This is a genomic window from Streptomyces sp. S07_1.15 (genome assembly GCF_020739505.1).
GTDB lineage: Bacteria > Actinomycetota > Actinomycetes > Streptomycetales > Streptomycetaceae > Streptomyces > Streptomyces xinghaiensis.
Map to the genome: position 1 here is coordinate 35637 of NZ_JAJBZK010000001.1, position 12179 is coordinate 47815.

The 12179-nt window shown below is 76.2% G+C and carries 11 protein-coding genes; 6 read left to right on the forward strand and 5 right to left on the reverse strand.

The window, feature by feature from the left end:
- Positions 1 to 37 precede the first annotated feature (37 nt).
- The 3 genes from LIX60_RS00140 to LIX60_RS00150 all read left to right on the forward strand — a co-directional run bounded on the left by LIX60_RS00140 (position 38) and on the right by LIX60_RS00150 (position 4838).
- Complete coding sequence (locus LIX60_RS00140) at positions 38 to 1666, forward strand: FAD-dependent oxidoreductase (protein WP_227956613.1); 1629 nt, start codon at positions 38 to 40, stop codon at positions 1664 to 1666.
- Positions 1667 to 1965: 299 nt separating this feature from the next.
- Positions 1966 to 3699, forward strand: a complete 1734-nt coding sequence (locus tag LIX60_RS00145; protein WP_374117765.1) for a PP2C family protein-serine/threonine phosphatase — start codon at positions 1966 to 1968, stop codon at positions 3697 to 3699.
- A complete protein-coding gene (locus LIX60_RS00150) occupies positions 3696 to 4838 on the forward strand; it encodes a B12-binding domain-containing protein (RefSeq protein ID WP_227956614.1) in 1143 nt (380 codons plus the stop codon). Before LIX60_RS00145 ends, LIX60_RS00150 begins: the two co-directional genes overlap by 4 nt.
- A gap of 145 nt (positions 4839 to 4983) precedes the next feature.
- Here LIX60_RS00150 and LIX60_RS00155 read toward each other — a convergent pair whose 3' ends face one another.
- On the reverse strand, positions 4984 to 5634 hold the full coding sequence (locus LIX60_RS00155) for a helix-turn-helix domain-containing protein (protein ID WP_227956615.1): 651 nt from the start codon (positions 5632 to 5634) through the stop codon (positions 4984 to 4986).
- 146 nt (positions 5635 to 5780) lie between these two features.
- Here LIX60_RS00155 and LIX60_RS00160 point away from each other — a divergent pair, with 146 nt between their 5' ends.
- Positions 5781 to 6770 carry an alpha/beta fold hydrolase gene (locus tag LIX60_RS00160; RefSeq protein WP_227956616.1) on the forward strand — a complete coding sequence of 330 codons (990 nt, stop codon included), beginning with the start codon at positions 5781 to 5783 and terminating at the stop codon, positions 6768 to 6770.
- 102 nt (positions 6771 to 6872) lie between these two features.
- Here LIX60_RS00160 and LIX60_RS00165 read toward each other — a convergent pair whose 3' ends face one another.
- Entirely contained in the window at positions 6873 to 7427 is a 555-nt protein-coding gene (locus LIX60_RS00165) for an XRE family transcriptional regulator (RefSeq protein WP_227956617.1), read from the reverse strand.
- 5 nt (positions 7428 to 7432) lie between these two features.
- Complete coding sequence (locus tag LIX60_RS00170; RefSeq protein ID WP_227956618.1) at positions 7433 to 9550, reverse strand: helix-turn-helix transcriptional regulator; 2118 nt, start codon at positions 9548 to 9550, stop codon at positions 7433 to 7435.
- Between the two features lie 101 nt (positions 9551 to 9651).
- Between LIX60_RS00170 and LIX60_RS00175 the strand changes: the two genes are divergently transcribed.
- Positions 9652 to 10095: a VOC family protein gene (locus LIX60_RS00175; protein WP_227956619.1), complete on the forward strand. Its 444-nt coding sequence runs from the start codon at positions 9652 to 9654 to the stop codon at positions 10093 to 10095.
- A 129-nt stretch (positions 10096 to 10224) separates the two neighbouring features.
- Here LIX60_RS00175 and LIX60_RS00180 read toward each other — a convergent pair whose 3' ends face one another.
- Entirely contained in the window at positions 10225 to 10632 is a 408-nt protein-coding gene (locus LIX60_RS00180; protein WP_227956620.1) for a nuclear transport factor 2 family protein, read from the reverse strand.
- Positions 10633 to 10725: 93 nt separating this feature from the next.
- Here LIX60_RS00180 and LIX60_RS00185 point away from each other — a divergent pair, with 93 nt between their 5' ends.
- On the forward strand, positions 10726 to 11616 hold the full coding sequence (locus LIX60_RS00185) for a LysR family transcriptional regulator (RefSeq protein WP_227956621.1): 891 nt from the start codon (positions 10726 to 10728) through the stop codon (positions 11614 to 11616).
- Between the two features lie 107 nt (positions 11617 to 11723).
- On the opposite strand, the gene LIX60_RS00190 is transcribed toward LIX60_RS00185, so the two are convergent.
- Positions 11724 to 11993, reverse strand: a complete 270-nt coding sequence (locus tag LIX60_RS00190; RefSeq protein WP_227962556.1) for a MerR family transcriptional regulator — start codon at positions 11991 to 11993, stop codon at positions 11724 to 11726.
- Positions 11994 to 12179 lie beyond the last annotated feature (186 nt).

The window sequence follows — 12179 nt, forward strand, 5'->3', positions numbered from 1 at the left end:
CCTCAGGGGTATAAACCCGAAGGGAACGGAGCCTCACGTGAAGGTCGTCATCGTCGGAGGGGTCGCGGGCGGGATGTCCGCGGCCACCAGGCTGCGCCGTCTCGACGAGAAGGCGGAGATCGTCGTCCTGGAACGCGGCGCGCATGTGTCCTACGCCAACTGCGGTCTCCCGTACCACATCGGCGGAGTGATCCCCGACCGCGCCGATCTGTTCCTCCGGACGCCCGAGGACCTCGCGGCGCGGTTCGCCCTGGACGTCCGCGTCCGGCACGAGGTCCTCTCGGTCGACCGGACGGCCCGGACCGTCCGGGTGCGCGACCTCGGCGACGGCCGCGAGTACACCGAGCCCTGGGACCGCCTCGTCCTCAGCCCCGGCGCCACGCCCGTCGTACCGCCGGTGCCCGGCGCCGAACGGGGCCTGACGCTCCGCGACGTACAGGACTCCGACCGGGTGCTGCGCCGGGTGGAGGACGGCGCCCGGAGCGCGGTGGTGGTCGGCGGCGGCTTCATCGGGGTGGAGGTGGCCGAGAACCTGCGGCACCGGGGCCTGGCGGTCTCGCTGGTGGAGATGAGCGACCAGGTGCTCGCGCCGCTCGACCCCGAGATGGCCCGCCGGCCGGCGGCCGAACTCACCGCCGGAGGCGTCGACCTGCGGCTCGGCGCCCGGGTGGCCAAGATCCTGCCGGACACGGTGGAGCTGGGCACCGGCGAGACGCTCCCGGGCGACCTGGTGGTGTTCGCCGCCGGGGTGCGGCCGGAGACCGCTCTGGCGCAGGCGGCGGGCCTGGAGATCGGCCCCCGCGGCGGCATCGCCGTGGACGGGGCGCAGCGCACCACCGACCCGGACGTCTTCGCGGTCGGGGACGCGGCCGAGAAGCGGGACGCGTTCAGCGGTGAACCGGCCCTCGTCCCGCTGGCCAACCTGGCCAACCGGCACGGCCGTCTGGTGGCCGACGCCATCGCCGGCCGGCCGGTGCGCGCCCGCCCCTCCGCCGGCACGGCCGTCGTCAAGGTCTTCGGCCTGACCGCGGCGGCGACCGGCTGGAACGAGAAGCGGCTGCGGGCCGCCGGGCGCCCCTACCGCGCCGTGCACCTGCACAGCGCCTCGCACGCCGGCTACTACCCGGGCGCGCGGCCCCTGGCGCTGAAGCTCCTGGTCGACCCGGACGGCGAACGGATCCTCGGGGCACAGGCCGTGGGGACGGAAGGCGTCGACAAGCGCGTCGACGTGCTGGCGACGGCCATCGCGGGCGGACTGACCGCACCCGAACTGGCCGATCTGGAACTGGCCTACGCACCGCCCTTCGGCTCGGCGAAGGACCCCGTCAACATGCTCGGCTACATCGCCGGGAACCTCGCCGACGGGACCAGCCCCACCGTGCAGTGGCACGAGGTGGACGGCCGGCTGGCGGCGGGCGCGCTGCTGCTGGACGTCCGCACCCGCGCGGAGCACGCGGCGGGCACCATCCCGGGCGCCCGGAACATCCCGCTCGACGAACTCCGGTCCGGCCTCGGCCGGCTCCCCCGGGACCGGGAGATCCTCGTCTTCTGCGAGGGCGGGCTCCGCGGCCACGCGGCGCTGCGCGTCCTCGCCCAGGAGGGATTCCGCGCCGTCAATCTGGACGGGGGCCGGCTCACCTGGCAGGCCGGCCGGCCCGCCGGCTGAGTCGGTCCACCGGGCGGGCCGGGACCGGTCCGCCCGGCCGGGGCCGCCCGGCCGGGACCCGCACCGCCGTCACGTCATCCGGACTCCCGGGGCCGCCGCGCCACGCCCTCCCCGGTGTGAAGGTGATCACCCGGCCGCCGTCGGCCGCCCGGCGGCGCGAGCCGTACCGGCCCGGGAGTGTCCTGCCCGGAAGGCGGAGATTGCCACAAGGGGCATCCGTGCGGAATGGTGGCGGAAAGGGATGACGTTGCCGGCTTCTTCGGAGAGGTGGTGGCCTCGCGCTGCGGGACCATGCGGTTGTGGAGAGTTCCCTCTGTTCCCAGAGCACGGCCGGTGCCGCCGCGGACACCGGTGCCCGCGGCGTGGGCGGCACCTGGCGCGGTGCCCCGCAACCGGTCCTGGTGGTGAGTCCGGCCGGCACCGTGCGGGAGGCCAACGAGAGCGCGGCGGCGCTCCTTCCCTCCGCCGTGCCGGGGGCCTCGCTGCCGGAGGCCGCGCCGGCCTGGCTGGCGCTGGCCCATCAGCGGCTGGCCGCCGCGGCGGAGACCGCTTCCCCCGGGGATTCCCCGGACGGGGCGGGCGAGTCCGTGCGCGGAGAGGCCGGTGACCGTCTTCTGGAGGCGTACCCCTCCCTCCGGGACGACGGCGCCGTGGTGTGGTGGCTGACCGACCTGACCGACCGCCGCCGCGCCGAGGAGGCGGAGGAGGCGGTCCGCCTGGAACGCCTGCGCACCGAGTTCCTGGCGGAAGCCTCCAACCAGTTGCTGGCCTCGCTCAACCCGCGCCGTTCCATGGAGGTGACCGCGCAGCTCGCGGCCCGGCACCTGGCCGACGCCGCGGTCGTCGTCGCCCCCGCCCTCGACGGGCGGCTGCCGATGACGTACTGCGGTCCCGGCGGACGGATCACCCGCCAGGACGTCCACGCCGACGCCGGCTCGGTGCCCGGGCTGAGCGAAGCCCTGCGGGGCTTCCCGCCGGTGCCCTCCCGCTGGATCGACCCGGCGGCCGCCCCGGCGTGGGTGGTGCCGCCCGGCTTCGGCGGGCCCGTCGGCTCGATGGCCGTCACGCCCCTCCCCGGCCACGGTGTCCCCGCGGGGGCGCTGATCCTGGTGCGGCGCTCGGACCGGGCGTCGTTCAGCGAGAGCGAGGAGACCCTCGCCCGGATCTTCGCCGCCCGGGCCGGCGCCGCGATGTCGGCGGCGCGGCTGTACGCGGAGCAGTCGGCGATCAGCCGGGTCCTGATGCGGGAGCTGCTGCCGCCCCCGCTCCGGCCGCTGCGCGGCATCGAGTTCGCCGGCGGCTACCGGCCCTCCGACGACAGCGAGCGCATCGGCGGCGACTTCTACAACGTCCACCCCGGGACGGGCGGTGACGAGGAGTGCCTGGCCGTCCTCGGCGACGTCTGCGGCAAGGGCCTGGAGGCGGCGGCGCTGACCGGGAAGATCCGCAACACGGTGCACGCGCTGCTGCCCCTGGCCACCGACCACGTGCGGCTGCTGAACCTGCTCAACGGGGCGCTTCTCGGCTCCCGCAGCAACCGCTTCGCCACCCTGGTGCTGGCTTCTGCCGTACGGAGCGGTGCGGGGGTGCGGCTCCGGCTGACCAGTGCCGGGCACCCGGCGCCGCTGATCGTCCGTGCCGCCGGCCGGGTCGAGGAGGCGGCGACGCGCGGCTGCCTGGTCGGGGTGTTGCCGGAGGTGCACGCGAGCACGGCCGTCACCGAACTGGCGCCCGGAGAAACGTGCCTGCTGTACACCGACGGCATCACCGAGGCCAGGGGCGGCCCGTTCGGGGACGAGATGTTCGGCGAGCAGCGCCTCAGGGAGGCGCTCGCCGAGTGCGCGGGCATGCCGGCCGAGGCGGTCGTGGAGCGCGTCCAGATGCTCGCCGCCGAGTGGGTCGGCCCGGGCCGCCACGACGACATGGCCGTGGTGGCGATCGGCGCCCCGCGCCGGCAGCACCCCGGTCCGGCGGCCTCCCCCGCCCGCCGGGCCCTTCCGGACCTTCCCCCACAGGAGCGGCATCCCGTATGACGACCACCCCCCACTCCCCCGCCGCGCCTTCCCCCGCCCCGGCCGCCGGGATACCGGAACCGGCCGGCGGCCCGGTCGCCGAGCTCCTGTGGCGGGCCGTTTCCGCGGGCGACGAGGACGCGGCGACGGAGGCCGTGCTCGCGGCGCTCGACGCCGGGGCGGACCCGGAGAGCCTCCTCCTGGAGAGCGTCGCCCCCGTCCAGGCCCGGGTGGGCCGCGAGTGGGCCGCCAACCGCATGACCGTCGCCCAGGAGCACGCGGCCACCGCCATCAACGACCGCGTCGTCGCCGCCGTCGCCCACCACCCGGCGAGCCGCAGACGGCCGGACCGGGGCCGGATCACGGTGGCGTGCGTCAACGGGGAGTGGCACGCCCTGCCCGCCCGGCTGCTCGCCGAGGTACTGCGGCTGCGCGGCTGGCGGGTGGACTTCCTGGGCGCCCAGGTGCCGGCCCCGCACCTCATCGCGCATCTGCATCTCACCGGCCCCGACGCGGTGGCCCTGTCCAGTTCGATCCCCACCCGCCTCCCCACGGCGCACGCCACGATCACCGCCTGCCAGGCGGCCGGCACCCCGGTCCTCGCCGGAGGCGCCGCCTTCGGCCCCGACGGCCGCTACGCGCGGCTGCTGGGCGCCGACGCCTGGGCGGCGGACGCCCGCTCCGCCGCCGCCCGGCTCACCGAGAGTCCGCTCGCGGGCGGCCGGGCGGCGGCCCCGGTGCGGCAGCCCGCCGACCGGCTCCCGCATCTGGCCGACCAGGAGTACACCCACGTCACCCGGGACGCGCCCCGGCTGGTACGGGACACCCTCGCCGGCCTGGAGTCCCGTATCCCCGCGATGCGGGACTACACGGACGCCCAGCGGCGGCACACCGCCGAGGACATCGCCCACATCGTCGACTTCCTCGCCACCGCGCTCTACACCGGCGATCCGCGGCTCTTCACCGGCTTCCTCACCTGGACCGGCGGCATCCTCGCCGCACGCGGCGTCCCCGCCGCCACCCTGTGCCCCGCCCTCGACCGCCTGGCCGGACTGCTCGGCGACTTCCCCCGCGCCCTCGCCACCCTCGACGAGGCCCGGCGGGCGCTCGACACCGCCTTTCCCCCGGCGCCGGGCGCCCCGGAGGACACCGGACCCTGACCTCCCCGGGCCGACGGCCGGTCCGTGAGCCGAAGCGCGCTGCTTGTCACGGGCAGAGCCGGATGACGTGGCGCATGGGACAGCGCATGAGGCCGAACGAAGCAGCGCGGTTGTCACCGCGAGGCACGCGGCTTGTCGCCCATGCTCAGTCAGCGGCCTTTCCGCCACCGGTCCCGCGACGCCCGGGCGCTGGCACGGTGCGCGGCCGCAGACGTTCTCCCTGGGGCCCGAACATGATCAGATACTCGACCGGTCCGCCGGATCCGGCGTTTGCGACTCCGTGGGGGACGCGGGTGTCGAACTCGGCGACGTCCCCGGCAGTCAGGACGAGGTCCTGGTCACCGAGTGCGAGCCGGAGCCGCCCGTACAGGACGCACAGCCACTCGTAGCCCTCGTGGGACACCTGCCGGGGCCGCCCGGGCGGCCTCTCGACGGCCGGCAGGACATGCTTGTGGGCGTGCAGGCCGCCGACGTACCGGGTCAGCGGCAGCACCGCCTTGTCGTCGCCGAAGCCGTGCCGCGCCGTGCCGCGGCGCTCGGCCGCGGGAGCGGGCGCGGGAGCGGGTGCGGGTGCGGTGCCGGCCAGCTCGTCCAGCGAGACCGCGAATTCCCTCGCCAGCCGCAGCACCACCTCCAGGGTGGGCTTGCGCCGGCCGGTCTCGATCCGCGACAGCGTACTGGGCGAGATGCCGGTCGCGCGGCCGGCACCGGCGAGTGTGACGCCACGGCGCTCGCGCACGACCCGCAGCCGGGGCCCCACCGCCGCCAGCATCCCGGCCACATCGTCCTCTGCCACAGTCCCCGTTCCTTCCCGCCGTGCCACGTCACCACCCCTGTCCTGCAAGCTTGCCGGAATGGCAACGCTGATCGCGCCGAGTGGCCGCCGCGCCGCATGATCGATGGGTACCCGCCGCCCGCCCGCGAACCGAGGAGAGGTCCCCCATGCGATCCGAGCCGGCCGCCGCACTCCGCCACCGCACCGTCGCAGCCCCTGCCGGGCGCCTGCACCTGGCAGAGCAGGGCACCGGCCCGCTGATTCTGCTCGTGCACGGCTTCCCCGAGTCCTGGTACTCCTGGCGCCACCAGCTCCCGGCCCTCGCCGCGGCCGGGTACCGGGCGGTGGCGATCGACGTACGCGGCTACGGCCGCTCCTCCAAGCCCGCCGCGACCGACGCCTACCGCATGCTCGACCTGGTGGAGGACAACGTCGCCGTCGTCCGCGCCTTCGGCGAGGAGAACGCGGTGGTCGTCGGCCACGACTGGGGCTCCAACATCGCCGCCGCCTCCGCCCTGCTCCGCCCCGAGGTCTTCCGCGCCGTCGGCCTGCTGAGCGTCCCCTACGCGCCGCCCGGCGGCCCCCGCCCCACCGACGTCTTCGGCGGGATCGGCGGTCCCGAGCAGGAGTTCTACGTCTCCTACTTCCAGGAACCCGGCCGCGCCGAGGCGGAGATCGAGCCCGACGTCCGGGGCTGGCTCGCGGGCTTCTACGCGGCCCTGTCCGCCGACACCATGCCGGCCGAGGGCGAGCCCGACCCGCACTTCGTCGCCCGCGGCGGCGGCCGGCTGCGCGACCGCTTCCCCACGGGGGTCCTGCCGGCCTGGCTGAGCGAGGAGGACCTCGACGTCTACGCCGGGGAGTTCGAGCGTACCGGCCTGACCGGCGCCCTCAACCGCTACCGCACCATGGACCGCGACTGGGAAGACCTCGCCCCGCACCGCGGAGCCCCGGTCGAACAGCCCGCCTTGTTCATCGGCGGCGCCCTGGACGCCTCCACCACCTGGATGGCCGACGCCATCGACGCCCACCCCACCACCCTCCCCGCCCTGTCCGCCTCCCACCTCCTGGACGGCTGCGGCCACTGGATCCAGCAGGAACGCCCCGAGGAGGTCAACAGCCTGCTGACCGACTGGCTCGCCGGCATCCAGGGCTGAACCGGGCGGGCGGCCCGGGCAGCTCGGAGGGTGGTGCGTTGCGTCCCGGCACGCCGTGGGGCGGCACCGTGGCGGCGGCCGGTCCGGCGGCGGCGCCCCGCGTCAGCCGTAGCCGATGTCGATGTAGTCGATGTCGGTGAACTCCACCCGGAGGTCCTGGGCGCGGCGGCCGCGGTCCTTGAAGTAGATCTCCTGGAGCCCTTCGGCGACGATGCCGCGCAGCTCGGTCTCACCGGCCCCGGCCGCCCGCGCCTCCAGCAGCCGGGCGGCGTACGCGGGCGGGAGGTGCTGGGTGACACGGCGGACGCGGCCGTCGTCGGTGGAGCCGGGGGCGGCGGTGTAGCCGAAGCGGGCCCGGGTCTCGACCGTGATGCCGGTGTCGGTGGCGCGGCGGCGGGCCCGTTCCCGGACGCGGGGCTGCCAGCGGCGGCGGACCTCCGCCTCCAGCCGGTCGGCGATGGGACGGGGCGGGTGCTTCCGGGTGCCCTGCAGATAGCGCTCCACCGAGCGCATGCTGACCCCGAGCAGCGCGGCCACCGCCCGGGTGGTCTTGACCTGGCTCAGCAGGTAACGGACCCGCGCCTGGGTGGACTTGGGCGGCCGGCGGGTGAAGGACTCCTCGTCGGCCCGGAGCAGGCTGTCGCCGATCTCTCCCACGGGGGTCACTCCTCTGCGTCGCCGGCGCCGCCGGTCTTGATGTGGCGGGCCGGGTTGTGCCCGGCGTCGAGCAGTTCCGCGGCCCACAGCAGGGACCGGGTGCCCTCGTGCTTGACCATCCCCGGGTTGACGCCGAGCCGGAACCCGCCGGGCAGCGGCGCCCCGTCGGGCGTGCGCGGCAGGACGTCCAGCGGGGACGGGCCGTCGGAGAGGTAGACGGCGCAGTCGGAGAGGACGGCGACCGGGTACAGGCCCGCGCCCTCGGCCAGCTTGCGCATCTTGCGGTGCATGTTGACCCGGGCCGAGGCGATCACGGCGGCGCGGATGTCCGGGCGCCAGGTGGGGCGTTCCAGCGCGGGCCACCGCTGACCGGGCCGGTGGCCGCGGCCCTGGGGGCGTTCGCGGAGCTTCCCGATGCCGCCCTTGACCGTGGCCTTCACGGCGGACAGCACCGCGGCCTGGCCGGGGTCGGCACGCCGGTGCCGCTCCATCGCGGCGAGGAACTCGGCCTCCGGCATGCCCGGGGTGACGCCCAGGCGTTCCATCGTGGCGAGGTAGGCGTCGCGCAGCCGCTGGTACCAGGGGTCCAGATAGGGCCCGTGCTCCGGCCGGACCCAGGCCTCCGACGGCCGTACGTCGTGGCCGAGTTCCGCCGCGTACGCCAGGGTGGGCGTGGCGTACCAGGCCGGTCCCTCCGGGCGGTCGCCGTGCGGGGTGAACGGGTTCGGCAGGCGCGGGTCGAGGCCGAGGCCGGAGAGGTCCGCGTACCAGCAGCCGGGCAGCTTCTTGTCGAAGCGCGGCTCCCGTACGTGGACCGGGGCACCGAGGCCCACCGGCAGCCGGTTGGCGGCGGCGGCGAAGGCCATGTTGACGTCCAGTCCGACCGCGTACGCCCGGCCGCATTCGGCGTCGGTGAGCAGCTGGGGATCGCGGATCCAGTCGTGGGCCTCCTCGTCCAGCTCCTCACCGGCGGGGCGGCCCGCGGCGACGGGGTGTTCCCCGGGCGCCTCCGGGGGCGCCGGGTCGACGGCGGCCGTGAGCGAGCCGGGGACGGGGCCGGGCACCCAGCGGTCCCCGCCCTCCTCGCGTACGGGACGGGTCGGCGGCCGCAGGGCCGTCATCAGCTCCAGGCCGTTGACGGCGCACGAACCGCGCGGGGTGAGGACCCGGGCCGCGTAGTCGCCCAGGACCTGGGCGAGCCGGGGCGCGGGCAGGTCCTCCGCACCGGGCCAGGAGCGGGGGTCGAGCGCGCCGAAGGACAGCACGGCCAGCTGCACGCACCGGCGCCGGCCGTCGGCCGCGGGCCGGTAGATCCGCGGCCAGGGCCCGAAACCGCGCCGCGTGAGCCGCCATCCGGCGCGGGTGATCCGGCGGACGACGGGGTGGTCCTCCGGCAGCCGCCAGGTGCGCCGGTCCTCCAGTTCGGGCGGCAGGCCGAGACGGGCCGCGGCGGCGGCGGTCAGCACGACCAGCGGATCGGCGTCCCGGCCGGCGGGGTGCAGCCGCTCCGCGCCGAGCCGGGCCTCGCCGAGAGCCCATTCCACCAGCTCCGGCACGGTCTTGGCGGGGCACTCCAGGACGAGGCCGCCGACCCCGTACGCGGTGCCGTCCCCGTCCAGCACCACGAGCGGGCCGTCCGCGAACGGCGAGCCGGCGGAGGGGGCCTGGGCGCGTGCGCGGGGCGCGGCCGGTCCCCGGTCCGCGGAGCGGCCCGGTGCGGCGGCCCGGGTGGCGGCGGGCCCGCCGGAGGCGCGGGGCCGGGTTCCGGCCGGGGGGCCGGAGGCCGCGTGCGGAGGGGCGGCGTCCGAGGTCCTGTCGGATGCGGCGGGCTCCGTGGCTTCCGCGGGCTGCGGGGGCCCGGCGGGCCGCGGGGACTCCGGGGGTGCCGGATGGAGCGCGGCGAGCCGGTCCAGCAGCCGGATGTACGCCTGGCGCTGCGGCGGCCGGGGCTCGGTGCGCCCCGCCTCCCAGTTGACGACCGTCGTGCGGCGCACGCCCAGGGCTTCGGCGACCTGCTCCCGGGTCAGGCCGTGCGCCTTCCGCAGCCGCTCCCGCTCGGCGGGCGGCGGGAGCGTGGCCCGCCGTTCGACCAGCGCGTCGACCGCCTCGAACAACTCGGACACCGGACACCACCCCCAGCCGCAGACTTTATACACCGGACGCCGCACCGGACGCGCCCGCCGGCCGCCACGGACGAAACGGAGCGGAGAGGTACGTTGCCCGCATGGAACAGCGCATCAGTCTGATCACTCTGGGTGTCGCGGACGTGGCCCGCTCCCGGGCGTTCTACGAGCGTCTCGGCTGGCGGGGCCAGGAGACCGAGGGCACGGTCTTCTTCCAGGCGGGCGGCCTCGGCCTGGTCCTCTGGAGCCGCGACGCGCTCGCGCGGGACTCCGGTGTCGAGGACACCCGGGCCGACGGGTTCGGCGGGATCGCCCTCGCCCACAACCTGCGTTCCCCCGGGGAGGTCGACGAACTCCTCGCGGCGGCCCGGGAAGCGGGCGCCACCGTCACCCGGCCGGGGGCCACCACCTTCTACGGCGGCTACGCGGGCGCGTTCACCGACCCCGACGGCCATGTCTGGGAGATCGCCCACAACCCGGGCTTCCCCCTCGCCGAGGACGGCTCGCTCACCATCCCGGACCTCGGCGGAACCCAGCTGTCCTGACCACGGGGCGCCGGGCCCCCGGCCCCGCCGGGACGGGCACGCGCACGGTCCCGCCGGGGCGGAGCCGCCGGGGCGTGCCGCCGGCCCGCGCCCGCCGCCCCACCGCGCGCACGTGTGCCGGACACCCGGTCAGGACGGGATGCCCGGCATCTCCGGCCGGTCGATGATCCGCAGCCAGCTGCCGTCCGGCTCGCGGCGTACGACCTGCACCCTGCCGCCCGTGCCGTCCGCGGAGCGCGTCGAGGTGAGGGCGAGGTCGCCGTGGCGGACCGTGGGCAGCGGCTCTTCCCGGGGAAACGGCAGCGGTGCGTGCTCCAGCATCCGCTCGCACACGGCGCGGATCGCCTCCCGGCCGGCCGTGACGGCCCCGGGCGGAAAGGCGAGCACCGCGTCCGGGGCGTAGAGCTCGGCCAGCCCCTCGGCGTCACGGGCGTTGGCGCGCTCGACGAACAGCCGGGTGACCTCCTCGGGGGTGGTGGCGCGTTCCCGCGCGCCGGTGCCGCTTCCGGTCCCTGTCCCGGTCCCTGTCCCTGTCATGGGTACCTCCTGATCTCTCGCTCGCCACCACCCTGCGGGAGCCCGGACCAGAAGTCCAAGAGCTGGTTGGTCTGGTCACTAGAATCATCACTTATGGAACTGCGCCAGCTCGCCTACTTCGTGGCCGTGGCCGAGGAGCGGAACTTCACCCGGGCCGCCGAGCGGCTCCATGTGGCGCAGCCCGGGGTGAGCGCGCAGATCCGCCGCCTGGAACGGGAGCTCGGGCAGGAGCTGTTCGACCGCTCCGGACGCACGGTGCGGCTCACCGCGGCCGGTGCCGCCGTCCTCCCCCACGCCCGGACCGCCCTCGCGGCGGCGGACGGCGCCCGGTCCGCCGTCGAGGAGCTGACCGGTCTGCTGCGGGGCACGGTGGCGATCGGCAGCGTCACCTCGCACAAGGTGGATCTGCCCGGTCTCCTCGCGGACTTCCACCGGGACCATCCGGCCGTGGAGATCACCCTGACCGAGGAGACGACGGACCGGTTGGTCGACGGCGTGCGCACGGGGCGTCTCGACGCGGCGGTGATCAGTGTGGGAGAGACGGTTCCGGAGGGTCTCGCGTCCGTGGTGGTGGACGACCAGCCGATCGTCGCCGCGGTCGCCCCCGGCCACGAACTCGCCGTCCGCACGCGCCTCCCGCTCGCCGCGCTCCGCGGCCACGCGCTGATCAGCCTCCCCGGCGGCACGGGCCTGCGTGCCCGGCTGGACGAGGCCTGCGCGGCGGCCGGCTTCACTCCCCGGATCGCGTTCGAGGCCGGCGATCCGGGGGTTCTCGCCGAACTCGCGGCCCGCGGGCTGGGGGTGGCGATCCTGCCCGCCGTGGTCGCCGCGGCGCGGCCGGAGCGGCTGCGGGGAATCGCCCTCACACGGCCGGATCTGCGCGGGCGGCTGGTCTTCGCGTGGCGCGCCGGCGGCCCGGCGGGTCCGGCGGGCCGGGCCCTGGTCGGCCGTGCCCGCGCGGCCCTGCGGAGCACCGGCCGGTGAACCCGCGGCCACCGCCCGGGGTGCGGGCCCGGGCACGGACGCGGCGCGCGGTCCGCAGCCCCGGGGCGCCCGGCTCCGCCGCCCGTGCGCGGGGCCGTTCCCCGAGGTCAGCGGCCGGACGGGGACTCCGCGCCGCGCAGCCGCTCGTTGATGCGCCGGGCCTCTTCGAGCTGGTCCTCCAGGATGATGATCCGGCAGGCCGCCTCGACCGGGGTTCCCTGGTCGACGAGTTCGCGGGCCCGGGCGGCGATCCGCAGCTGATAGCGGGAGTAGCGGCGGTGGCCGCCCGCGGAGCGGAGCGGGGTGATCAGCCGCGCGTCCCCCACGGCCCGGAGGAAGGCGGGCGTGGTGCCGATGATTTCCGCAGCGCGGCCCATGGTGTAGGCCGGGTAGTCGTCGTCTTCCAGGGGATCGGTTGTGGTGTTCGAAGGGTCTTCCGCTGCCACCTGCACCTCTGTCTCCGAGTCGTGTCCTGTGAACGCGCGTCGAGGGGCTCCGGTGCCGTGCTGGCACCGGAGCCCCGAGGGATACAACACCATCTACCGGCTCACTGCGCCGGTCTC